Here is a 21,839-nt window from a genome sequence, read left to right on the forward strand (position 1 = left end):
GGGAGCGGCCCTTGCCGAAGTCGACGGAGGCGAGCGCCTCGTCGGCGGCGGTCGGCGCGAACTCGACGTCGAGGGAGTTGGCCGTCTGCTGGAGGTAGGAGCGGGCCCCCCGCCGCCCGACGTGCTGATCGCTCGGGTGCTGACGATCGTCCTGGACGGGGGGATCGCCGGGGCGGAGCGGCAGGCGTTCGCGCGGCTGGTCATCCAGGTGTGGGCCGAGACCCTCCGGGACGAGGCGCCGGCGAAGACCCTCGCCCGGGGCTTCGCCGGGATGCGGGAGCTCTGGGCGGGGCTGGTCGACGCGTACCGCGCCGACGGCCTCGTCCCCGCCGACGTCTCCTCCGCCGACCTGGCCCGCACCCTCATCGCCACCGTCCAGGGCTTCATCGCCCAGCAGGCGCTCTTCGGCGACGTCGAGATCGACGTCCTGCGGGAGGGGCTGCGCGGGCTCATGTCGATGAACGCGGCCGCCCCCGCGCCGCCGACCCGATGATCATGGAATCGCAAAGCCGTGGTTAACGCGCCGGAAAAACTTCCGCCCTAACGTGCAATGTCCGGCCGCCCACCGCACCTTCGCAGTTCAACGAAGTGTTGACGGTGGGTAGGGTCCGCAGCTGTCCGGGTCCGCCCGGCGGACGACTGTGAGGTGGAAGAGTGCAACTGAGCCCGCACGAGCAGGAGCGCCTGCTCATCCATGTGGCCGCCGACGTGGCCGAGAAGCGCCGCGCCCGCGGGGTGAGGCTCAACCACCCCGAGGCCGTCGCGCTCATCACCGCCCACGTCCTGGAGGGCGCCCGCGACGGACGCACCGTCGCCGAGCTCATGGCCTCCGGCCGCAAGGTGCTCTCCCGGACCGACGTCATGGACGGCATCGCCGAGATGATCCACGACGTCCAGGTCGAGGCGACCTTCCCGGACGGCACCAAGCTCGTCACCGTCCACGACCCGATCGTCTGACGGGGGCCGCGCACCGTGATCCCCGGAGAGATCCTGTACGCGGACGGGCCCGTCACCGTCAACGCCGGACGCCCCGTCACCCGCCTCACCGTCCTGAACGCCGCCGACCGGCCCGTCCAGGTCGGTTCCCACTACCACTTCGCCGAGGTCAACCCCGGTCTCGACTTCGACCGCGCGGCCGCCCGCGGGCTGCGGCTCCACATCGCCGCCGGCACCGCCGTGCGCTTCGAGCCCGGCGTCCCCGTCGAGGTCGAGCTCGTGCCGATCGCCGGCCGCCGGATCGTTCCCGGCCTGCGCGGCGAGACCGCCGGCCCCCTCGACCCGCCGGCCGCGACCGGCGCCCGCACCGCCCCGGAGACCGCGACGCCGGACGGAGGACCCCGTGCCTGACCTCCACCGCGCCGTCTACGCCGACCTGTTCGGCCCCACCACCGGCGACCGGATCCGGCTCGCCGACACCGACCTGTTCGTGGAGATCGAGGAGGACCGGTCCGGCGGCCCCGGACGCGCCGGCGAGGAGGCCGTCTTCGGCGGCGGCAAGGTCATCCGCGAGTCGATGGGCCAGGCCCGCACCACCCGCGCCGAAGGCGCCCCCGACACCGTGATCACCGGCGCGGTGATCATCGACCACTGGGGGATCGTCAAGGCCGACATCGGCATCCGCGACGGCCGCGTCACCGCCCTCGGCAAGGCGGGCAACCCCGACACCATGGACGGAGTCCACCCGGACCTGGTCATCGGCCCCGAGACGGAGATCGTCGTCGGCAACGGGCGGATCGTCACGGCCGGCGGCGTCGACACCCACGTCCACTTCATCTCGCCGACCGTCGTCGAGCAGGCCCTCGCCACCGGCGTCACCACCCTCGTCGGCGGCGGCACCGGCCCCGCCGAGGGCACCAAGGCCACCACCGTCACCCCCGGCCCCTGGCACACCGCCCGGATGTTCGAGGCCCTCGACACCTTCCCCGTCAACATCGGCCTCCTCGGCAAGGGCACCACCACGTCCCGCGAGGCCATGTACTCCCAGCTGCGCGGCGGCGCCCTCGGCTTCAAGATCCACGAGGACTGGGGCGCCACCCCCGCGGTCATCGACGCCTGCCTGAGCGTCTGCGAGGAGACCGGCGTCCAGCTCGCCATCCACACCGACACCCTCAACGAGGCCGGTTTCGTCGGCGACACCCTCGCCGCCATCGCCGGCCGCACCATCCACGCGTACCACACCGAGGGCGCGGGCGGCGGGCACGCGCCCGACATCATCACCGTGGTCTCCGAGCCGCACGTCCTGCCCAGCTCGACCAACCCGACCCGGCCGCACACCGTCAACACCATCGAGGAACACCTCGACATGCTGATGGTCTGCCACCACCTCAACCCGGCCGTCCCCGAGGACCTCGCCTTCGCCGAGTCCCGGATCCGGCCCTCCACCATCGCCGCCGAGGACGTCCTCCACGACCTCGGCGCGATCTCGATCATCTCCTCCGACTCCCAGGCCATGGGCCGGATCGGCGAGGTGATCCTGCGGACCTGGCAGACCGCCCACGTCATGAAGAAGCGACGGGGCGCGCTCCCGGGGGACGGCCGCGCCGACAACCACCGGGCCCGCCGCTACGTCGCCAAGTACACGATCAACCCGGCCGTCGCCCAGGGCATGGACCACCTCATCGGCTCCGTCGAGCCCGGGAAGCTCGCCGACCTCGTCCTGTGGGAGCCCGCCTTCTTCGGCGTGAAACCGCTTCTCGTCCTCAAGGGCGGGCAGATCGCGTACGCGCAGATGGGCGACGCCAACGCCTCCATCCCCACCCCGCAACCGGTGCTGCCGCGCCCCATGTTCGGCGCGCTCGGCCGGGCGGCCGCCGCCGGGTCCGTCAACTTCACCTCGGAAGCGGCCGTCGAGGACGACCTGCCCCAGCGGCTCGGCCTGGCCAAGGAGTTCACCCCGATCCGGTCCACCCGCCGCGTCACCAAGGCGGACATGCGGGAGAACGACGCCCTGCCGCGGGTCGAGGTCGACGCCGACACCTTCACCGTCACCATCGACGGCGAAGCGGTCGAACCCGCCCCGGCGGCCGAACTGCCCATGGCCCAGCGTTACTTCCTCTTCTGATGACCCGATCCGCTCTCCTGGTGCTCGCCGACGGCCGCTTCCCCGCCGGCGGGCACGCCCACTCCGGCGGCGCCGAGGCCGCCGTCCGGGCCGGCCGGCTCAAGGACGCCGCCGACCTGGAGGCCTTCTGCCGGGGCCGGCTGCACACCACGGGCCTCACCTCGGCCGGCCTCGCCGCCGGAGCCGCGCTGGGCCTCGACCCGCACGCGCTGGACGAGGCCGCCGACGCCCGCACCCCCTCCCCGGCGCTGCGGGCGGCCGCGCGCCGCCTCGGCCGGCAGCTCATGCGGGCCGGCCGCGCCGCCTGGCCGAGCCCCGAACTCGACGCCCTCGCCGCCGCCTTCCCGCGCGGCGCCCACCAGCCCGTCGTCCTCGGCACGGTCGCCCGGGCCGCCGGACTCGGACCCGGGGACGCCGCGCACTGCGTCGTGTACGAGACGGTCGGCGGGCCCGCCACGGCGGCCGTACGGCTCCTCGGCCTCGACCCGTACCGGGCGACCGGCGTCCTCGCCCGCCTCGCCCCCGAGATGGACGAGGTCGCCGCCCGCGCCACCGCCGCCGCCCGCGAAGGGGTCGACGCGCTGCCCGCCGCCTCCGCCCCCCTCCTCGACATCACCGCCGAACAGCACGCGACGTGGCCCGTCCGCCTCTTCGCCTCGTGAATCCGCAAGGAGCCGCCATGCACCTCGACCACGGCCACACCCACCACGGCGCCGTCTCCGCCGACGCCCACCGGCCCGACGGCACCCGCCGCGCGCTGCGCGTCGGACTCGGCGGACCGGTCGGCTCCGGCAAGACCGCCACCGTCGCCGCGCTCTGCCGCCGCCTCCGCGACACGCTCTCGCTCGCCGTCGTCACCAACGACATCTACACCCGCGAGGACGCCGAGTTCCTGCTCCGCGAGGCCGTGCTGCCGCCGGAGCGGATCCGGGCGGTCGAGACCGGCGCCTGCCCGCACACCGCGATCCGCGACGACATCTCCGCCAACCTCGAAGCCGTCGAGGAACTGGAGGACGCGGTCGGCCCGCTCGACCTCATCCTCGTCGAGTCCGGCGGCGACAACCTCACCGCCACCTTCTCCAAGGGCCTCGTCGACGCGCAGATCTTCGTCATCGACGTCGCCGGCGGCGACGACATCCCCCGCAAGGGCGGCCCCGGCGTCACCACCGCCGACCTCCTCGTCGTCAACAAGACCGACCTCGCCCCCCACGTCGGCTCCGACCTCGACCGGATGGCCCGGGACGCGGCGGCCCAGCGCGGCGACCTGCCGGTGGCGTTCACCTCGCTGCGGTCGGCGGAGGGCGTCGCCCCGGTCGCCGACTGGGTGCGGGAACGGCTCGACGCCTGGACGGCCGCGCCGGCGCCCACCGCATGAGCCTGCGCGCCACCGCCCGGATCACCGCGGACGCCGACGGCTCCCTGCCGGTCCTGGAGAGCGACGGGCCGCTCGCCGTGCGCCGCACCCGCGCCGCCGCCCCCGGCTGGACGCGGGTGACGGTCGTCGGCGCGATGAGCGCGCCGCTCGGCGGCGACCGGCTCGCGATCGAGACGGAGGTACGGGACGGGGCCCGGCTGCGGGTCGACTCGGCGGCCGCCACCCTCGCGCTGCCCGGCCGCACCCCGGACCCGGCCGCGTACGAACTCCGGCTCCGGGTCGGCGCGGACGCCGTGCTGCGCTGGCTGCCCGAGCAGCTCGTCAGCGCCCGCGGCTCCGACCTGCGGGTGCGCACCCGCGTCGACCTCGCCCCCACCGCCCGGCTCGTCCTGCGCGAGGAGCAGGTCCTCGGCCGGCACGGCGAGCCGCCCGGCACCCTGTTCTCCCGGCTCACCGTCCGCCGCGCGGACCGGCCGCTGCTCGACCAGGAACTCGCGTACGGCCCCGGGGCCCCCGGCGGCTGGGACGGCGGCGCCGTCCTCGCCGGTCACCGCGCCACCGGCCAGCTCCTCGTCGTCGACCCGGGGTACGGGGAGGAGCCGGTGGCAGCCCGGCCGCTCGGCGACCACGCGGTCCTCACCCCGCTCGCCGGGCCGGCCGCCCTCGTCACCGCGGTCGCCCCCGACGCCCTCGCCCTGCGCCGGGTCCTCGACGCGGCACTGGCCGAACTCGCCCCGGAATGAGACGGATCGGGGCGCACCGCTCAGCGGACACCCCGGTCCGGTTATGGGTTCGGCAAAGAAACGCGTGTGCGGACTTTCGCCGTCGCCCCTCTGACGAAAGGATCACCCGAACAGAAGACCACCTACAGGGGGAGGACCTGTGAGACGACGCACGGCAGTGCTCGGCTCGGCCGGCACGCTCATCGCCGGCACACTCGTCGCGGGCGCGCTCGCGGCTCCGGCGGCCAGTGCCGACAGCGGCGCGCGTCACGGACGCGACGCCGAGGCGGTCGGCGTCGCCATCGCCGCGGCCCAGGCCGCCCGCGCCGGCATCGACTGGCAGGACTGTCCCGCCGACTGGGGCCTGGAGAAGCCCATCCAGTGCGGCTGGGTCACCGTCCCCGTCGACTACGCCAAGCCGTACGGCAAGAAGATAAAGATCGCCGTCGACCGGATCGCCGCCACCGGCACCCCGGCCGAGCGCCAGGGCGCGCTGCTCTACAACCCCGGCGGCCCCGGTGGCTCCGGCCTGCGCTTCCCGCGCCGCGTCACCACCGCCAACAAGATCTGGGCGAACACCGCCAAGGCGTACGACTTCGTCGGCTTCGACCCGCGGGGCGTCGGCAAGTCCGCCCCGATCTCCTGCGTCGACCCGACCGAGTTCGTCAAGGGCCCCAAGCTCGACCCCGTCCCCGACAGCGAGGCCGACAAGCTGGCGCAGCGCAAGCTCGCCGCCGAGTACGCCGAGGGCTGCTTCGAGAAGAGCGGCGACATGCTGCCGCACATGACGACGCCCAACACCGCCCGCGACCTCGACGTCGTCCGCGCCGCCCTCGGCGAGAAGAAGCTCAACTTCGTCGGCGTCTCCTACGGCACCTACCTCGGCGCGGTCTACGGCACCCTCTTCCCGACGCACGTCCGCCGCATGGTCCTGGACAGCGTCGTCAACCCGTCGACCCGCTCCATCTGGTACGAGGCCAACCTCGGCCAGGACGTCGCCTTCGAGGGCCGGCTCACCGACTGGATGACCTGGGTCGCCCAGAACGACGCCGCCTACCACCTCGGCGACACCCTCGCCGAGGTCCGGCAGCAGTGGACCACCCTGCGCGCCGCCGCCAAGAAGGCACCGCTCGGCGGCAAGGTCGGCCCGGCCGAGCTCATCAACTTCTTCCAGAGCGCCCCGTACTACGACTCCATGTGGGCCCCGGTGGCCGAGGCGTGGAGCGCCTACGCCGCCGGCGACCCGCAGCCGCTGATCGACAACGCCGCCGCGGACCTCACCGACACCGCCGGCAACATCGCCTCGGAGAACGGCAACGCCGTCTACACGGCCGTCGAGTGCGCGGACGCCCCCTGGCCGACCAGCTGGAAGAAGTGGGACCGCGACAACTCCCGCCTCCACGAGCAGCACCCGTTCATGACGTGGTCGAACGCCTGGATGAACCTCCCCTGCGCCACCTGGAAGGTGCCGAGCCGGCGGCCGGTGCAGGTGAAGACCGGCAAGGGCCTGCCGCCCGTGCTCATCACCCAGGCCGAGCGCGACGCCGCCACCCCGTACGAGGGCGCCGTGGAGCTGCACAAGCGCTTCAAGGGCTCGCGCCTGATCACGGAGAAGGACGCCGGCTCGCACGGCATCACCAACCTGGCCAACCCGTGCCTCAACACCAAGGTCGAGGACTACCTGCTGACCGGGAAGCTGGACGCCACGGACCAGACGTGCGCCCCGCACGCCACCCCGAAGCCGTGACCACGGCCTGACGACAGAGGGGCGGCCGCACCCCGCGGCCGCCCCTCCGCTCATGCCTCGCCGGCCTTCACGACGGCCGCGTACTCGTCGACGTACTCCTGTCCCGACAGGCGCATGATCGCGTACATGATCTCGTCCGTGACCGCCCGGACCACCGCCCGCTCGTCCGCCGAGCCGGCGAAGCGCGAGAAGTCCAGCGGCTCCCCGAAGCGGACCGTCACCCGCCGGATCCTCGGCACCACCCGCCCCGGCGGCTGGATCTCGAAGGTGCCGACCATCGCGCACGGCACCACCTTCACCCCGGCCGTCAGCGCCATCACCGCCACCCCGACCTTGCCCTTGTAGAGGCGCCCGTCGTGCGAGCGGGTGCCCTCCGGGTAGATCCCGAGCAGTTCGCCCCTCGCCAGCACGCCCAGGCCCTCCCGGATCGCGGCCTGCCCGGCCTCCTTGCCCGAGCGGTCCACCGGGATCTGCCCGGCCGCCCGGAAGAACGCCGCCGTCAGCCTCCCCTTCAGCCCCGGCCCGGTGAAGTACTCCTGTTTCGCCAGGAAGGTGATCCGCCGGTCGAGCACCGCCGGCATCAGGAAGTGGTCGGAGAAGGAGAGGTGGTTGCCCGCGACGATCGCCGCGCCCTCCTCCGGGACGTGCCCGATCCCCTCCACCCTCGGCCGGAACAGCAGTTTCAGCAGCGGTCCGAGCAGTACGTGCTTCAGCAGCCGGTAGAACACCGAGGCCCCCGTTCGTCGTCCGTCACGCCCGTTGTAACCCCCCGGCCGCCCGTGGTCCACTGGTGGGAGTGGCCCGACTCACCGGGAGGCCGACATGCCAGGCGCGCGCGGACCCCGGCGTCCCGGGCGCGTGCTCACCGCGCTGCTGTGCGCGGTGACCGCGGCCGGCCTGTACGGCTGCTCCGACTCGGGCCCGCCGGCCCCGACGCCGACGCGCGCGCCCACCACCGCCCCGGGCGGGGTCTCCCCCTTCACCGGACTGCCCGCCCGCTCCGGCCCCGTCCTCGCCGTCAAGATCGACAACGTGGCCGCCGCCCGCCCCCAGACCGGCCTCGGCGCCGCCGACCTCGTCTACGTCGAACAGGTCGAGGGCGGCGTCACCCGGCTGCTCGCCGTCTACTCCTCCCGCCTCCCGGAGAGCGTCGGCCCCGTCCGCAGCGCCCGCGAGTCCGACCTCGCCCTGCTGCGCGCCTTCGGCCACCCCGCCCTCGCCTACTCCGGCGCGCAGACCGCCCTGAACCCGCTCCTCGCCGCCGCGCCCCTCGACCTGGTCAGCGAGGGCACCGACCCCGGCGCCTTCCGGCGCTCCCCGGACCGGCCCGCCCCGCACAACCTCTACCTCCGCCCCGAGCGCGCCCTCGCCGCCGCCCCCGACGCGTCCGACGCACGGCCGATCGGCCTCCGCTTCGGCGCCGCGCCCGACGGCGGCACCCCGACCGCCACCGAGACCGTCCGCTTCCCGGCCGCCCGTTACGCCTTCAGCTGGTCCGCCGCCGACCGCGGCTGGCGCGTCGCCCTCGACGGCCGCCCCGTCACCTCCACCGACAGCGGCCCGCTCGCCCCCGCCACCGTCGTCGTCCAGCGCGTCACCGTCCGCCCCTCCGCCTTCCGCGACGTCAACGGCGCCGTCTCCCCGTACACCGAGACCACCGGCTCGGGCACGGCGACGGTGCTGCGCGACGGGCGGGCGCACGAGGCCCGCTGGTCCCGCCCCGACCCGGCCGGCGGCACCTCCTTCACCACCCCCGACGGCCGCCCGCTCGCCCTCGCCCCCGGCCAGGTCTGGTTCGTCCTCGCCCCGCGCTGACCACCGCGCCGCCCGGCCGCCGGACGGCCCCGCGGATGACCGGGCCGGCCCGGGGTAGTCGCCGGGCCGGGGGACACCCCGGGGAGGAGGCACGCCATGAACACCGGCATCTGGGGGTACGCGGAGTCCTCCGGCCACGTGCCGGGCGAGGCGCTCATCGGGTACGCGGTGGAGGCCACCGACGGCGGGATCGGCAAGGTCGACCGGCACACCGAGGACGTCGACCGGTCCTACCTGGTCGTGGACACCGGACCGTGGATCCTCGGCCACAAGGTCGTCCTGCCCGCCGGCCTGGTCGACCGCGTGGACCAGGAGAACGAGACCGTCCACCTGAACTGCACCAGGAAGCACGTCCGCGAGTCGCCCGACTTCGAGGCCGGCCAGGACGAGCACGACGTGACGTTCATCCGCCTCGTCGAGCAGTACTACTCCAACCGTCACATGTGACGGGGCGGTGGCTCAGCGCGGTGACGGGCCCGCCCCGCCCGCGCGGGGCGGACGGGGCGCCTCCAGGGGCTCGGTGCTGTCCGCCGCCGCCATCCCGACCGTCGCCACCCCCAGCACGATCCAGCCGAACCAGAGCCAGCCGCTGCTGCCGAGCGCCACCGTGTACGTGGTGATCAGCACCAGCGCGGCACAGGTGACGATCGTCATCGCCTTCGTGGAACCGGACATCTGCCCGCCCTCCTCCCGACCGGGGCCGCGGAAGCCTCCCTGCCATCGTGGCCCCGCACGGGGGGCGCGCGCTACTCCCCGGACGCACCGGCGTGCGCCGGACAGCGCGGGGCCCCCGGGACCAGGTGGTCCCGGGGCCCCGCGCCGCCCCGCTCCCGGCGCCGCTCAGCGGCCGCGCGCCTGGAGCGACGCCAGGTACGCGTTGTACTCCTCCAGCTCCTTGTCGCCGTCCCGGTCGGCCTGCCGGTCCTTGCGGACCGCCTGCCGCTGCTCGGAGTGGTACCACTGGTAGACCAGCGCGATCAGCACCAGCACCGACGGGATCTCGCTGAAGGCCCAGGCGATGCCGCCCGCCGCGTTCTGGTCGGCGAGCGCGTCGATGCCGAGGGAGGCCGGCGGGTTCTCGTACGCCTTCACCATCGGCTGGGTCGCCATCATCATCGCGATGCCGAAGAAGGCGTGGAACGGCATGCCGGCGAACAGCTCCAGCATCCGCATCACGTACCCGGGCCGGTGCGGCCCCGGGTCGACGCCCATGATCGGCCAGAAGAAGACCAGACCCACCGCGAGGAAGTGGACCATCATCGCGATGTGGCCGGGCTTCGACCCCATCAGGGTGTCGAAGAGCGGGGTGAAGTAGAGGCCGTAGAGGCTGGCGATGAACATGCTGATGGTGAACGCGGGGTGCGTGACGACCCGCATGTACCGGCTGTGCAGCAGCTTCAGCAGCAGTTCGCGCGGGCCGAGCGAGCCGCGCCCGGCCACCGGCAGGGCCCGCAGCGCCAGCGTCACCGGCGCGCCGAGCAGCAGCAGGATCGGCGAGACCATGGAGATCACCATGTGCTGCACCATGTGCACGCTGAACATGACCATGCCGTAGTCGTTCAGCTTGGTGCACATCACCAGGGCGATGCTCAGCACGCCGGCCGCGAAGAGCACGGTCCGGGCCACCGGCCACGCGTCACCGCGCCCGCGCAGCCGGGCGACCCCCCACCCGTACAGACCGAGCGCCACGAGGCACCCGATCAGGAAGAAGGGGTCGGGCGAGAACTCCAGGCCCCGCCCCAGCGTGAACGGCGGCAGGTCCATGGGCATGCCGTGCCCGCTGTGATCCATCGCTTACTCCAGGAGCCCATTGCGCGCCGAGCCCGTTTCGCGCTTGTTGTCCGCACCAGACTAGAACCGCCCCCGGCCGCGCTCGCGACCGGGGGCGGGTGTCCTGCCGCGCGCGGCTCAGAGCACGCACTCGGCCTCGGCGTAGCGGTCCTCGGGGACCGTCTTCAGCGTCTGCACGGCCTCGGCCAGCGGCACCATCACGATGTCGGTGCCGCGCAGCGAGGTCAGCATGCCGAACTCGCCGCGGTGCGCCGCCTCGACCGCGTGCCAGCCGAAGCGGGTGGCGAGGACGCGGTCGTACGCGGTGGGCGTGCCGCCGCGCTGGACGTGGCCGAGGATGACCGGGCGGGCCTCCTTGCCGAGCCGGCGCTCCAGCTCGACGGAGAGCTGGTTGGCGACGCCGGTGAAGCGCTCGTGGCCGTAGATGTCGGTGCCGGCGGTCTTGAAGTCCATGGAGGAGCCCTCGCGCGGCTTGGCGCCCTCGGCGACGACGACGATCGCGAACCGCTTGCCGTCCTCGAAGCGGGCGCCGACCCGGGAGGTCAGCTCGTCGATGTCGAAGGGGCGCTCCGGGACGACGACGGCGTGGGCGCCGGCGGCCATGCCCGAGTGGAGGGCTATCCAGCCGGTGTGACGGCCCATGACCTCGACGACGAGGACGCGCTGGTGGGACTCGGCGGTGGTCTTCAGCCGGTCGAGGGCCTCGGTCGCCACGGTGACGGCGGTGTCGAAGCCGAAGGTGACGTCGGTCGACGCGATGTCGTTGTCGATGGTCTTCGGGACGCCGACGATGGGCAGGCCCGCCTCGGAGAGGAGGTGGGCGGCCTTGAGGGTGCCCTCGCCGCCGATCGGGATGATCGCGTCGAGGCCGAGGTCGGCGACGTGGCCCCGGGCCCGCTCCACGCCGTCGACGAGGTGCGCGGGCTGGACGCGGGAGGAGCCGAGGATGGTGCCGCCGCGGGCGAGGATGCCGCCCACCGCGTCGAGGTCGAGCTTCCGGTAGTCGCACTCCAGGAGGCCCTTCCACCCGTCGTGGAAGCCGATGACCTCGTCCCCGTGGTCGACGACGGCCCGGTGCACGACGGAACGGATGACGGCGTTCAGACCGGGGCAGTCTCCGCCGGAGGTGAGCACACCAATGCGCATAGCCCAAAAACCTTTGCAACGTGGGCCGATTCCCGGACCACGTCGTCCGGCTGGATCCCCGCCACCCTATCGTTGCCGGGGGGCGGGGCCGAACCGGATGTCCGCAGAGTGGACACCGTCTTTACTTGCGGAACCGATGTGCGCTAGGCCGCTCAGAAGTGCGGCCCGGCAGGCCGCCTGACGACGTGTCGGGCGGCCGTCAGGCGGGCTGCGAGGCGGCCGCGATGCGCTCGGCGCGCAGCGCCTCGTACCACCGGTCGTCGGTCGGCGGCAGCGCGTTGACGTCCAGGGCCAGCTTCAGCAACAGGTCCGCGATCTGCGGGTTGCGGGCCATCACGGGGCCGTGCATGTAGGTGCCGAAGACGGTGTCGTTGTACGCGCCCTCGGTGCCGTCGCCGGTGCCGTTGCCGTTGCCGAAGACGGTCCGCGCGAAGGGGCGGGCCGTCGGGCCGAGGTGGGTGACGCCCTGGTGGTTCTCGAAGCCGGTCAGCTGGGGGAGGCCCAGCTGCGGGTCGATGTCGGCGAGCACGTCGCCGACGCACCGGGCGCCCTCGCCGCGGACCGTGGTCACGTCGAGCAGGCCGAGGCCGGGCTGGCGCTCGCCGACGTCGTTGATGAACTCGTGGCCCAGGATCTGGTAGCCGGCGCAGACCGAGAAGATGATCGCGCCGTTGGAGGCGGCCCGGGAGAGGCCGCCGTCACGGAGCAGCCGCTCGGCCGCGAGCCGCTGCGGCCGGTCCTCGCCGCCGCCGATCAGGTAGATGTCGCCGGAGGTGGGGACCGGCTGGTCGCTGCGGACGTCGACGCGCTCGACGTTCAGGCGCCGCTGACGGGCGCGGCGCTCGACGACGAGCACGTTGCCCTGGTCGCCGTAGGTGCTGAGCAGGTCCGGGTAGACCCAGACCACGCGCAGGCTGCTCTCACTCATGCTGCAAGTCCTTCTGCGAGTCGGGGCGGGGTCAGTTGCCCACGCGGCGGCGGACGTCCTGGAACGCGGTGTAGTTGGCGATCAGCTCGATCTGCCCGGGCGGGGCCATCGCGACGGCCTCGTCGAGCGTCTCGCAGACGCGGAAGTCGACGCCCGCGACCTCCAGCCGGACCGCCAGGTCGAGGCGGCGGTCGCCGATCACCATGATCGGGTGGCCGGCGAGCCGGCCGTAGTCGACGTCCCACAGCCAGGAGGTGTCCGTGCCGTCGGCGCCGCGCGCGTTGACGGAGAGGATGACCGGGGTCGGCGGCGGGTCGATCAGGGAGAAGGTCTCCAGCCAGCCCGCCGGGTTCTTCGCGAGCAGCAGCCGCAGCTGCCGGTTCTGGAAGGAGACCACGTCGTAGCGGCCGGCCACGGCCTGCACCTGGTACATGCGCTCCAGGGCGACCTGCGGCGGCACGCCGAAGACGGCGACGACGGCGGCCGAGGTGGCCGCGTTCGCCTTGTTGGCGCGGCCGGGGAGCTGGAGCCGGATCGGCCAGGCCGAGCCGTGCGGGTCGAGCACGTGGTCGCCGCTGAGCGCCCAGCTCGGGGCGGGACGGCGGAAGCCGCACTCGCCGCAGAACCAGTCGTCGCCGGGGCGCTGGAGGACACCGCCGCAGGCGGGGCACGACCAGGCGTCGTCCTTCCACTCCTGGCCGACCGCGACCCACACCACGTTGGGGGAGGAGGAGGCGGCCCACACGATCAGCGGGTCGTCGGCGTTGGCGATGACGACGGCCTTGGAGCCGTTCAGCCCCTCGCGCCACTTCTCGGCGAGCATCCGCGTCTCGGCGGCGCGGTCGAGCTGGTCGCGGGAGAGGTTGAGCAGCGCGATCGCCTTGGGGGTGGTGTCGCGGGCGACGCCGGCGAGGTACTTCTCGTCGACCTCGATCACGGCGTACCGGGCGTCGCCGCCGCCCGCGAGGGCGGAGGTGATGCCCGCGGGCATGTTGGCGCCCAGCGCGTTGGAGACCACCGGTCCCGCGGCGCGGAGCGCCTCGGCGATCAGCCGGGTGGTGGTGGTCTTGCCGTTGGTGGCGGACACGAGGACGACGTCCAGGTGCTGCGCGAGCCGTCCCAGCAGGTCGGGGTCGAGCTTCAGCGCGACCCGGCCGCCGATCACCGATCCGCTGCCGCGGCCGGCTGCCCGCGACACCGCGGCGGCCGCCTTGCCCGCGGTCACGGCCAGCTTGGCGCGCGGCGACAGCGGCTCTGGATTACCGGGGTGTCCTGACATCGTCCTTGATCCTCCTTGCGTCGGTCGGGGCTCAGCCTATCGAGAACCGGCCAGGAGCCCGAACCACGGCACCGTGCCGACCGTATGAAATGAGGAGGTCACGGCGGACCGTACGCTTACCGCCATGCGAAACCGCCCCATCCCCGGCACCTCCGGGCTCGTCCGGACGATGACCCTGCTCGGCGACCCCGTGCTGCACGCCCCCTGCGCCCCCGTCACCGAGTTCGGCCCCGCGCTGGACCGGCTGGTGGACGACATGTTCGCCACCATGTACGCGGCGCACGGCGTGGGCCTCGCCGCGAACCAGGTGGGCGTGGGGCAGCGGGTCTTCGTCTACGACTGCCCGGACGACGAGGACGTCCGGCACCTGGGGCACGTGGTGAACCCGCGCCTGGTGGAGGCCGGTGGCGACGCGTACCGCGGCCCGGAGGGCTGCCTCTCGCTGCCGGGCCTGGAGGCGCCGGTGGCCCGCTTCGACCGCGCGGTGGTGGAGGGCGTCCGCACGGACGGCACCCCGGTGCGGATCGAGGGCACCGGTTTCTTCGCCCGCTGCCTGCTGCACGAGATGGACCACCTGGAGGGCCGCGTCTACGCGGAGCACGTCACCGGGTGGCGGAGATCACGTCTGCTCCGCGCGATCCGCAAGCGGCCGTGGGGCGGGGGCGCGACCGCGCTGGAGGCGTAGGGCGGTTCTTCTCCGGTACGGCTCCGAAGGCGACCGCCCGGAATCGGCGCCCCCGCGCCCCGCCGCCCCGGGCACCCCCGTACCCGCCCCGCCCGCCGGCCCCCGGCCGGTTCCGGGGGGCGCACCCCTAGAAGCCGGGGCCGCCGGGGCGGTCGTCGGCCTCGGCGAGGCGGCCCCAGAGGAGGTCCGCGAGCGAGCGGACCAGCTCGGCGCGGGAGCAGGGGCGCTCGCCGAGCCACCAGTCGCCGGCGGCGTGCATCATGCCGACGATGCCGTGGCCCCAGATCCGGGCCTGTGCCTCGGCGGCGGGCCCGAGGTCGACGCGCTCGGCGATGACCTGGCCCAGCTCCTCGCCCATGCGGCGCAGCAGCGGGGCGGAGTGGCGGCCGACGTCGAAGCCCTGCTCGGACTGGTGGGACTCCTCGGCGGGGTGCATGAGGAAGCGGTAGACCTGCGGCATCGCCTCGATGGAGGCGAGGTAGGTGTCGAGGGTGGACTCGACCCGGCGGCGCCGGTCGGCGGGGGCGTCGAGCGCGGCCCGCAGCGAGGCGAGCAGGGCGTCGGTGTGGCGGGTGGCGAGGGCGCGGTAGAGGCCGCCCTTGTCGCCGAAGTGGCGGTAGAGGATCGGCTTTGTGATGCCGGCCTCGGCCGCGATCGCGTTCATGGATGCCTTGGGGCCGTCGCGGAGCACCACCCGGTCCGCCGCCTCCAGCAGTTCGCGCCGCCGCTGCTCGGCGGGCTTCTGCTGGTCGGTGGTCCGGTGTGCGATGTCCATAAGCGTGTCTCCCCGCCCGTGCGATGACCTGAGGCTGTCGCAACGTAACACCCGACCGGCACCGCGTGCCGAACCGCCCGATCCGCTTCGCCCGGGAAGACCCGCAGGTTGACAGCTGTACCCACCGGTAACAGACTGGTGTTACCGCAAGTAACGTACTGCTGGGAGGGACCATGGGCGAGTTCACGTTCGAGCTCAACGACGACCAGAAGGAAGTCCGTGACTGGCTCCACGGCTTCGCCGCGGACGTCATGCGGCCGGCCGCCGCCGAGTGGGACGAGCGTGAGGAGACCCCCTGGCCCATCATCCAGGAGGCGGCCAAGCTGGGAATCTACTCCCTCGACTTCTACGCCCAGCAGTTCTTCGACCCGACCGGCCTCGGCATCCCGATGACCATGGAGGAGCTCTTCTGGGGCGACGCCGGCATCGCGCTCTCCATCGTCGGCACCGGCCTCGCCGCCGTCGGCGTCCTCGCCAACGGCACCGAGGAGCAGATCGGCACCTGGGTGCCGCAGATGTACGGCGACGCGACCGACGTCAAGGTCGCCGCCTTCTGCTCCTCCGAGCCCGACGCCGGCTCCGACGTCGCCTCCATGCGCACCCGCGCCGTCTACGACGAGGCCAAGGACGAGTGGGTGCTCAACGGCACCAAGACCTGGGCGACCAACGGCGGCATCGCCAACGTCCACGTCGTCGTCGCCGTCGTCGACCCCGAGCTCGGCTCCAAGGGCCACGCCTCCTTCATCGTGCCGCCGAACACCCCCGGCCTCTCCCAGGGGCAGAAGTTCCAGAAGCACGGCATCCGCGCCTCGCACACCGCCGAGGTCGTCCTGGAGGACGTGCGCGTCCCCGGCTCCTGCCTCCTCGGCGGCAAGGAGAAGCTGGACGAGCGCCTCGCCCGGGCCCGCGAGAAGGCGAGGTCGGGCAGCGGCGAGAGGGTGAAGAACGCCGCCATGGCCACCTTCGAGGCGTCCCGCCCGGCGGTCGGCGCCATGGCCGTCGGCACGGCCCGCGCCGCGTACGAGGTCGCCCTCGACTACGCCGGGACCCGCGTCCAGTTCGGCCGCCCGATCATCGAGAACCAGGGCGTCGCCTTCCAGCTCGCCGACATGGCCACGCAGATCGACGCCGCCCGCCTGCTCGTCTGGCGCGCCTCCTGGATGGCCGTCGCCGGCAAGCCCTTCACCCGCGCCGAGGGCTCCATGTCGAAGCTGTACGCCAGCGAGGTCGCGAAGTCCGTCACCGCCCAGGCGATCCAGATCCTCGGCGGCAACGGCTACACCCGCGAGTACCCGGTCGAGCGCATGCACCGTGACGCCGCCATCTACACCATCTTCGAAGGCACCAGCGAGATCCAGCGGATGGTCATCAGCCGGGCGATCGCCAAGTAGCGGCCTCCGCTCAGCCGAACCAGACGATCAGGCGGACGTTCTCGTCACCGTGGACGGCCGCCAGGTCGCGCATCAGCGCCCAGGCGGGACCCCAGCGGTCGCCGTCCGGCGGGGCGAACATCCGCGCCGTGTACACCACCGGACGGTAGACCGCCCCGTCCAGGCGGACCTCGCCGCCCGGCGGCCACTCGTACGGCCACAGGTCCTCGCCGAACAGCTCCTCCGCCGCGTCCAGGACGGCGAGCGGCGTCCAGAGCACGTGGTCGAAGGCGAGTTCGCCGTCCGGGCCCGGCAGCCACACCCCGACGTGGTTGCCGTCGGCCCGGTCGTTCAGCGGCGCGTCCCAGTCGACCGCCGCCACCTCGGCCCAGGTGGCGTACGAGTGGCTGTGGTTGATCTCGTCGTCGGGGATGTCCGCGGAGGCGTCCGGCGGGAGGCCCCGCATGTCGAAGAGCGGCCGCTCGATCTGGAGTCCGCTGCCGCCGTACCCGAACAGGCACTCCCGGGCGTCCCGGTCGCGCACCAGCGCGCAGTCCGGCAGCCAGTCCCGGACCGCCCAGCGGCCGTCCGCCCCGCGGACCTCGAACGCGCCCTCGATGTCGCTCCCCATGGACGCGATGGTAGACGCGTGTTCCGCACGGCCGTTCGGAATTCACGGCTCCGCAAGGGCCGCTCCACCCCGCCTCCGTAGCGTCTCGGCCCGTCCCAGAACGCTACCGAGGAGTACCGTGAGCGCCTCCGCTCTGACCGCCCTGGCCGCCGCACTCAGCGTCGTGGCCGCGGTCCCCGCCGCCCCCGGGCCCGTCCCCGTCGCCGCCTCCGTCGAGACCCCCGTCGTGTACGACGACGAGGCCGGCGGCAACGCCGACGCCGACGACCCCGCCGTCTGGGTCGACCCCGCCCGCCCCGGCCGCAGCCTCGTCATCGGCACCCTCAAGGAGGGCGGGCTCGACGTCTACGGGCTCGACGGCCGCCGCCTCCAGCACATCGCCGCCCCGCCCGCCCCCGGCGAGGACGCCGCCCCCGGCCGGTTCAACAACGTCGACCTCGTCTACGGCTTCGAGCTGAACGGCCGCAGGACCGACCTCGCCGTCGTCAGCGACCGCGGCCGCGACCGGATCCGCGCCTACGCGATCGACCCGGCCGCCGTCGCCGCCGGCACCGCCCCGCTGAGGGACGTCACCGCCGCCGACGTCGCGCCCGTCTTCGCCGCGAGCGAGGCCGAGGTCGACGACCAGAACACCTCCTACGGCCTCGCCGCCCACCGCGACGGGGACGACGCCTACGTCGTCGTCTCGCAGCGCGAGCGCGGCCGGCTGCGCCTGCTCGAACTGGAGGACCGCGGCGGCCGGGTCGGCTACCGCACGGAGGACACCCTCGACCTCCCCGTCTCCTTCGCCCTCCCGGACGGCACCTCCTGGCGGCCCTGCGCCGACCCCGGCGAGCTGCCGCAGGTCGAGGGCATGGCCGTCGACCAGGAGGAGCACGTCCTCTACGCCGCCCAGGAGGCCGTCGGCCTCTGGCGGATCGACCTCGACGACGAGGAGTTCGAGGAGCCCGAACTCCTCGATCGGGTCCGCGAGTACGGCACCCCGTGGACGTACGACGAGGCCGAGGAGGAGTGCGTCCTCGACACCGCGCACGACCCCGGCTTCGGCGGTGAGCACCTGAGCGCCGACGCCGAGGGCGTCACCGTCTACCACGGCGACGACGGCGAGGGGTACGTCCTCGCCTCCAGCCAGGGCGACGACACCTTCGCCGTCTACGCGCGCGAGGGCGACAACTCCTACCTCGGCTCCTTCGCCGTCACCGACGGGACCGCCACCGACGGGGTGCAGCACTCCGACGGCTCCACCGTGGTGAACGTGCCGCTCGGCGGCGCCTTCCCGAAGGGCCTGCTCGTCACCCACGACGGCGAGGCCACCCCGGCCGACGGCGACCGCGAGGGCACGAACTTCAAGTTCACCCGCTGGGACGCCGTCGCCGGCGCCTTCCCGGAGCCGCTGACCGTCGACACCGACTCCTTCGACCCGCGCGACGCCGGCTGACCCCCGTCCCGCCGCGCTCGTGACGCACCGCGAGGGCCACCCCGCGTCCACCGCCGGTCTCCGGCCCCGGTGGACGCGGGGCTCCGGCGTCCCCGCCGGTCCCCGGCGCGTTGTTCTTGTTTGTGCCCCGTGTCCCGTGTCCCGTGCCCCGAGCCTCCCGGACGCCGCCGTCGGACGACCGGATCCGGCCAACAGGCCAGAACAGGACGGCCGGTCGGCGAAAACTACCCTCCGGTCACTTCCTGCGGGACAATCGCCGCGGAGCCGCGCCCAAGGGGGAGACACCATGGCCACCACCGACACCCGTGCCGAGGCGCCCGTCCTCGCCGGACTGCCCGTCCTCGGTTCGATGTTCGACCTGAAGAACGACTCGCTCGGCACCTTCCTGCGGGCCCGGCGCGACCACGGCGACGTCGTCCGCATCACCGCGGGACCGCCCGGCGCCCGCGCCGAGGTGTACGCCGTCTTCTCCGCCGAGGGCGTCCAGCAGGTCCTCGCCGGCGAGTCCGCCAACTTCCGCAAGGACAACGCCTTCTACCAGGAGGTCCGGGAGTCCTTCGGCAACGGCCTGCTCACCAGCCAGGACGACGACTACCTGCGCCAGCGGCGGCTCGTCCAGCCCCTCTTCACCAAGCGCCGGGTCGACGGTTACGCCGACGCCGTCGCCACCGAGGTCGCCACCCTCACCGGCGAGTGGGAGAAGGCCGGCGCCGCCACGGTGGACGTCCTCCACGAGTCGACCCGGCTCGCCCTGCGCGCCGTCGCCCGCATCCTCTTCGGCACCGACGTGGACTCCGCCGTCGAGGTCGTCGAACGCTGCTTCCCCGGCGTCGGCTCGTACGTGCTCCGCCGCGGCTACGCCCCGGTCAAGACGCCCCGCGCCTGGCCCACCCCCGGCAACCGGCGGGCCGCCGCCCTCCACCGGGCGCTGTACGCGGAGTGCGACCGGATCATCGCCGAGCGGAAGGCCGGCGGCCGGGCCGACGAGGACGGCGACGACCTGCTGAGCCTGCTCGTCCGGGCCGAGAGCGCCGAGGACGGCGCCTTCGACGCCACCGAACTGCGCGAGCAGGTCCTCGTCTTCCTCCTCGCCGGCCACGAGACGACCGCCACCTCGATCGGCTTCGCCCTCCACCTCCTGGCCCGCCACCCCGAGGCGCAGCGCCGCGCCCACGAGGAGGTCGACCGGGTCCTCGCGGGCCGCACCCCCGGCGCCGCCGACCTCGACGCCCTGCCGTACGTGACCCGGGTCCTGAAGGAGGCGATGCGGCTCTTCCCGGCCGCGCCCGTCATCGGCCGCCGGGCCGTCGCCGCCACCACGATCGGCGGCGTCGCCGTCCCGGCCGGCGCCGACGTCGTCGTCGCCCCGTGGGTCACCCACCGGCACCCCGCCTACTGGGAGGACGCCGAGCGCTTCGACCCGGACCGCTTCACCCCCGAGGCGGAGGCCGCCCGGCCCCGCTACGCCTGGTTCCCCTTCGGCGGCGGGCCCCGGGCCTGCATCGGCCAGCACTTCTCGATGCTGGAGTCGGTGATCGCGCTCGCGATGATCCTCCAGCGCCACGGCTTCGAGGCCGTGGACACCGAGGTGCCGCTCAGGCCCGCGATCACCCTCCAGGCGGACGGCCCGGCCCGCTGCCGGCTGCTCCCCCGGGAGCCCTAGGCCGGGCTCAGTCCGTCCGCTTCCTGCTGTGGAGGTGGAGCGAGCGCAGCGCCGCCTCCAGGGCGAAGCGGTGGTCGGGGTCGAGGAGCCGGTCGCCGAAGTGGTTGTCGAGGTTCCGCAGCCGGTAGCGGACCGTCTGGGCGTGCACGCCCAGCATCTCGCCGACCTGCTCGGCCGGGGCGCGGGTGGAGACGTGGACCCGCAGGGTCTCGACGAGGCGCTCGCGCCGGGTGCCGGACAGGCCGTCGAGCGGGGCCAGTTCGCGCTGGGCGAGCTGGGCCATGAGCGCCGGGTCGGACAGCAGCCACAGCGTCGTGAGGTGGTCCTCGCAGCGCACCACGGGCGCGTCCGCCACGACGCCGTCGTCGATCAGCTGGAGGACCCGCCGGGACCACCGCAGGGAGTGGGCGGCCTGCGCGGTCGGCACGGTCAGCCCGAGGACGGCGGGCGTGCCGGCCAGGGCGGTGTCGAGCATCGCGCGGCGCTCGGCGGTCAGCGGGCCCGGGACGAGCAGATGGGGGTGGGGGAGGCCGAGGTCGGCGAGGACGTCCCGGTCGAGCCGGGCCTGCGCGACGCCGCCGGCCGGCGGCCGCAGGGCGATCAGGGTGCACTCGGCGGGGAGCTGCCAGGACGCCTCCTGGCAGAGCTCGGCGATGGTCGCCCGGGGCAGCGGCGGCCCGGCGACCACCAGGTGCAGCAGCTTCCTCCGCAGCGCCGCCAGGTCGGAGACCGCGCGGGTCTGGACGGTGAGGTAGCCCTCGCGGGAGAGGGACTCCAGCTCGTCGACGTAGGCGAAGAGGGCGTCGGCGAAGGCCAGGATCAGGGTGGGGGAGAGGTTGTACGTGCGCCCGATGCTCTTGGCCCGGCGCAGGGCGATGCGGGCGCCGAGCCGGTAGGCGCCCTGTAACGTGTCCAGGTCCCGGCCCTCGTACGCCTCCACCCGGCCGAACTGGCGCAGCAGCTCGTCGCGGAGGGCGGGTTGCGCGCCGGGGCGGTCGACGCGGTCGACGAAGGCCGCCAGGGCCTGCTCGACGCCCTGGCGGATGGCGTCGGAATGGGGCCCGTTGAAGAGGTGGGCGTACACGGGGTAGGCGCGCTCGATCTCCACGCCGATCTCCTTGATGAGCCCCGGGATCTCCGGTCTCATCAGCGCGGCGAACTCCCTGGGCAGCGGATCGAGCGGCTCACCGAGCTCCGGTGACTGTGCGGTGGAGGGCATGGACCGATCCCTTGCTCTGCTACGTGACCGGTGGGGGAGCGGCACCGCGGCGCCCGACCGGATGAGGTGGGCGCCGCGGTGGCCGTCAGTTACGTACTGATGTGGACTGCTGAGAAGCTAGGACAACTACTGTGTGCTGTACACAACTTGAGCAAGAGTCATGTACGCGGGGCGGGGGGATGCGGCCGAGTCGG

Annotated in this window: 23 protein-coding genes; 14 read left to right on the forward strand and 9 right to left on the reverse strand. The window is 73.7% G+C overall.

From position 1 onward, the window contains the following. Positions 1-136: 136 nt before the first annotated feature. From AB0E83_RS25995 to AB0E83_RS26030, 8 genes are all read left to right on the forward strand, one after another. Positions 137-493, forward strand: a complete 357-nt coding sequence (locus AB0E83_RS25995) for a TetR family transcriptional regulator C-terminal domain-containing protein (RefSeq protein ID WP_362116543.1) — start codon at positions 137-139, stop codon at positions 491-493. A 161-nt stretch (positions 494-654) separates the two neighbouring features. After that, positions 655-957, forward strand: a complete 303-nt coding sequence (locus AB0E83_RS26000) for an urease subunit gamma (protein WP_362116546.1) — start codon at positions 655-657, stop codon at positions 955-957. 15 nt (positions 958-972) lie between these two features. After that, on the forward strand, positions 973-1,347 hold the full coding sequence (locus AB0E83_RS26005; protein ID WP_362116549.1) for an urease subunit beta: 375 nt from the start codon (positions 973-975) through the stop codon (positions 1,345-1,347). Beyond that, entirely contained in the window at positions 1,340-3,061 is a 1,722-nt protein-coding gene (locus AB0E83_RS26010) for an urease subunit alpha (protein WP_362116552.1), read from the forward strand. Before AB0E83_RS26005 ends, AB0E83_RS26010 begins: the two co-directional genes overlap by 8 nt. Next, positions 3,061-3,723, forward strand: coding sequence for an urease accessory UreF family protein (locus tag AB0E83_RS26015; protein ID WP_362116555.1), 663 nt, complete (start codon positions 3,061-3,063; stop codon positions 3,721-3,723). Before AB0E83_RS26010 ends, AB0E83_RS26015 begins: the two co-directional genes overlap by 1 nt. Positions 3,724-3,740: 17 nt before the next feature. Next, positions 3,741-4,436, forward strand: coding sequence for an urease accessory protein UreG (ureG, locus tag AB0E83_RS26020; protein WP_362116558.1), 696 nt, complete (start codon positions 3,741-3,743; stop codon positions 4,434-4,436). Next, complete coding sequence (locus AB0E83_RS26025; protein WP_362116561.1) at positions 4,433-5,179, forward strand: urease accessory protein UreD; 747 nt, start codon at positions 4,433-4,435, stop codon at positions 5,177-5,179. Before ureG ends, AB0E83_RS26025 begins: the two co-directional genes overlap by 4 nt. A gap of 139 nt (positions 5,180-5,318) precedes the next feature. Then, complete coding sequence (locus tag AB0E83_RS26030; RefSeq protein WP_362116564.1) at positions 5,319-6,905, forward strand: alpha/beta hydrolase; 1,587 nt, start codon at positions 5,319-5,321, stop codon at positions 6,903-6,905. 50 nt (positions 6,906-6,955) lie between these two features. On the opposite strand, the gene AB0E83_RS26035 is transcribed toward AB0E83_RS26030, so the two are convergent. Beyond that, positions 6,956-7,633 carry a lysophospholipid acyltransferase family protein gene (locus AB0E83_RS26035; RefSeq protein WP_362116567.1) on the reverse strand — a complete coding sequence of 226 codons (678 nt, stop codon included), beginning with the start codon at positions 7,631-7,633 and terminating at the stop codon, positions 6,956-6,958. A 94-nt stretch (positions 7,634-7,727) separates the two neighbouring features. On the opposite strand from AB0E83_RS26035, the gene AB0E83_RS26040 reads away from it, so the two are divergent. Then, complete coding sequence (locus AB0E83_RS26040) at positions 7,728-8,720, forward strand: DUF3048 domain-containing protein (RefSeq protein WP_362116570.1); 993 nt, start codon at positions 7,728-7,730, stop codon at positions 8,718-8,720. A 96-nt stretch (positions 8,721-8,816) separates the two neighbouring features. Beyond that, positions 8,817-9,167: a PRC-barrel domain containing protein gene (locus AB0E83_RS26045; protein ID WP_362116573.1), complete on the forward strand. Its 351-nt coding sequence runs from the start codon at positions 8,817-8,819 to the stop codon at positions 9,165-9,167. A gap of 12 nt (positions 9,168-9,179) precedes the next feature. On the opposite strand, the gene AB0E83_RS26050 is transcribed toward AB0E83_RS26045, so the two are convergent. From AB0E83_RS26050 to AB0E83_RS26070, 5 genes are all read right to left on the reverse strand, one after another. Further along, positions 9,180-9,395 (reverse strand): hypothetical protein, encoded by a 216-nt coding sequence (locus AB0E83_RS26050; protein WP_362116667.1) that lies wholly within the window; start codon positions 9,393-9,395, stop codon positions 9,180-9,182. Between the two features lie 165 nt (positions 9,396-9,560). Further along, positions 9,561-10,511 carry a cytochrome c oxidase assembly protein gene (locus AB0E83_RS26055; protein WP_362116576.1) on the reverse strand — a complete coding sequence of 317 codons (951 nt, stop codon included), beginning with the start codon at positions 10,509-10,511 and terminating at the stop codon, positions 9,561-9,563. 117 nt (positions 10,512-10,628) lie between these two features. After that, the gene (locus AB0E83_RS26060) at positions 10,629-11,657 is read right to left on the reverse strand and encodes a 6-phosphofructokinase (protein WP_362116579.1); all 1,029 of its coding nucleotides are present in this window, start codon (positions 11,655-11,657) and stop codon (positions 10,629-10,631) included. Positions 11,658-11,856: 199 nt separating this feature from the next. Next, on the reverse strand, positions 11,857-12,585 hold the full coding sequence (locus AB0E83_RS26065; protein WP_362116582.1) for a glutamine amidotransferase: 729 nt from the start codon (positions 12,583-12,585) through the stop codon (positions 11,857-11,859). A gap of 31 nt (positions 12,586-12,616) precedes the next feature. Further along, positions 12,617-13,864, reverse strand: a complete 1,248-nt coding sequence (locus AB0E83_RS26070) for a MurT ligase domain-containing protein (RefSeq protein WP_362116585.1) — start codon at positions 13,862-13,864, stop codon at positions 12,617-12,619. Positions 13,865-13,988: 124 nt separating this feature from the next. Here AB0E83_RS26070 and def point away from each other — a divergent pair, with 124 nt between their 5' ends. Beyond that, positions 13,989-14,549, forward strand: coding sequence for a peptide deformylase (gene def, locus AB0E83_RS26075; protein WP_362116588.1), 561 nt, complete (start codon positions 13,989-13,991; stop codon positions 14,547-14,549). Between the two features lie 127 nt (positions 14,550-14,676). On the opposite strand, the gene AB0E83_RS26080 is transcribed toward def, so the two are convergent. Further along, complete coding sequence (locus AB0E83_RS26080) at positions 14,677-15,324, reverse strand: TetR family transcriptional regulator (protein ID WP_030746772.1); 648 nt, start codon at positions 15,322-15,324, stop codon at positions 14,677-14,679. Between the two features lie 173 nt (positions 15,325-15,497). On the opposite strand from AB0E83_RS26080, the gene AB0E83_RS26085 reads away from it, so the two are divergent. Further along, positions 15,498-16,715, forward strand: a complete 1,218-nt coding sequence (locus AB0E83_RS26085) for an acyl-CoA dehydrogenase family protein (RefSeq protein ID WP_362116592.1) — start codon at positions 15,498-15,500, stop codon at positions 16,713-16,715. Between the two features lie 10 nt (positions 16,716-16,725). On the opposite strand, the gene AB0E83_RS26090 is transcribed toward AB0E83_RS26085, so the two are convergent. Next, entirely contained in the window at positions 16,726-17,325 is a 600-nt protein-coding gene (locus AB0E83_RS26090; RefSeq protein WP_362116595.1) for a hypothetical protein, read from the reverse strand. Positions 17,326-17,443: 118 nt separating this feature from the next. Here AB0E83_RS26090 and AB0E83_RS26095 point away from each other — a divergent pair, with 118 nt between their 5' ends. Together AB0E83_RS26095 and AB0E83_RS26100 are read left to right on the forward strand one after the other, a co-directional pair. Further along, positions 17,444-18,763 carry a phytase gene (locus tag AB0E83_RS26095; RefSeq protein ID WP_362116598.1) on the forward strand — a complete coding sequence of 440 codons (1,320 nt, stop codon included), beginning with the start codon at positions 17,444-17,446 and terminating at the stop codon, positions 18,761-18,763. A 286-nt stretch (positions 18,764-19,049) separates the two neighbouring features. Then, entirely contained in the window at positions 19,050-20,426 is a 1,377-nt protein-coding gene (locus AB0E83_RS26100; RefSeq protein WP_362116601.1) for a cytochrome P450, read from the forward strand. Between the two features lie 7 nt (positions 20,427-20,433). On the opposite strand, the gene AB0E83_RS26105 is transcribed toward AB0E83_RS26100, so the two are convergent. Beyond that, positions 20,434-21,645 (reverse strand): helix-turn-helix domain-containing protein, encoded by a 1,212-nt coding sequence (locus AB0E83_RS26105; protein WP_362116604.1) that lies wholly within the window; start codon positions 21,643-21,645, stop codon positions 20,434-20,436. Positions 21,646-21,839: the final 194 nt, after the last annotated feature.

Origin of the sequence: Streptomyces sp. NPDC035033 (assembly GCF_040636735.1) — a bacterium.
In the GTDB taxonomy this organism is placed as follows: domain Bacteria; phylum Actinomycetota; class Actinomycetes; order Streptomycetales; family Streptomycetaceae; genus Streptomyces.

What these genes read in the sequence shown, in the direction of transcription:
- AB0E83_RS26015 (WP_362116555.1), top strand. Translation starts at nt 3,061, where the DNA reads ATGACCCGATCCGCTCTCCTGGTGCTCGCCGACGGCCGCTTCCCCGCC.
- ureG (WP_362116558.1), top strand. Translation starts at nt 3,741, where the DNA reads ATGCACCTCGACCACGGCCACACCCACCACGGCGCCGTCTCCGCCGAC.
- AB0E83_RS26025 (WP_362116561.1), top strand. Translation starts at nt 4,433, where the DNA reads ATGAGCCTGCGCGCCACCGCCCGGATCACCGCGGACGCCGACGGCTCC.
- AB0E83_RS26040 (WP_362116570.1), top strand. Translation starts at nt 7,728, where the DNA reads ATGCCAGGCGCGCGCGGACCCCGGCGTCCCGGGCGCGTGCTCACCGCG.
- AB0E83_RS26045 (WP_362116573.1), top strand. Translation starts at nt 8,817, where the DNA reads ATGAACACCGGCATCTGGGGGTACGCGGAGTCCTCCGGCCACGTGCCG.
- AB0E83_RS26050 (WP_362116667.1), bottom strand. Translation starts at nt 9,395, where the DNA reads ATGTCCGGTTCCACGAAGGCGATGACGATCGTCACCTGTGCCGCGCTG.
- AB0E83_RS26055 (WP_362116576.1), bottom strand. Translation starts at nt 10,511, where the DNA reads ATGGATCACAGCGGGCACGGCATGCCCATGGACCTGCCGCCGTTCACG.
- AB0E83_RS26060 (WP_362116579.1), bottom strand. Translation starts at nt 11,657, where the DNA reads ATGCGCATTGGTGTGCTCACCTCCGGCGGAGACTGCCCCGGTCTGAAC.
- AB0E83_RS26065 (WP_362116582.1), bottom strand. Translation starts at nt 12,585, where the DNA reads ATGAGTGAGAGCAGCCTGCGCGTGGTCTGGGTCTACCCGGACCTGCTC.
- AB0E83_RS26070 (WP_362116585.1), bottom strand. Translation starts at nt 13,864, where the DNA reads ATGTCAGGACACCCCGGTAATCCAGAGCCGCTGTCGCCGCGCGCCAAG.
- def (WP_362116588.1), top strand. Translation starts at nt 13,989, where the DNA reads ATGCGAAACCGCCCCATCCCCGGCACCTCCGGGCTCGTCCGGACGATG.
- AB0E83_RS26080 (WP_030746772.1), bottom strand. Translation starts at nt 15,324, where the DNA reads ATGGACATCGCACACCGGACCACCGACCAGCAGAAGCCCGCCGAGCAG.
- AB0E83_RS26085 (WP_362116592.1), top strand. Translation starts at nt 15,498, where the DNA reads ATGGGCGAGTTCACGTTCGAGCTCAACGACGACCAGAAGGAAGTCCGT.
- AB0E83_RS26090 (WP_362116595.1), bottom strand. Translation starts at nt 17,325, where the DNA reads ATGGGGAGCGACATCGAGGGCGCGTTCGAGGTCCGCGGGGCGGACGGC.
- AB0E83_RS26100 (WP_362116601.1), top strand. Translation starts at nt 19,050, where the DNA reads ATGGCCACCACCGACACCCGTGCCGAGGCGCCCGTCCTCGCCGGACTG.
- AB0E83_RS26105 (WP_362116604.1), bottom strand. Translation starts at nt 21,645, where the DNA reads ATGCCCTCCACCGCACAGTCACCGGAGCTCGGTGAGCCGCTCGATCCG.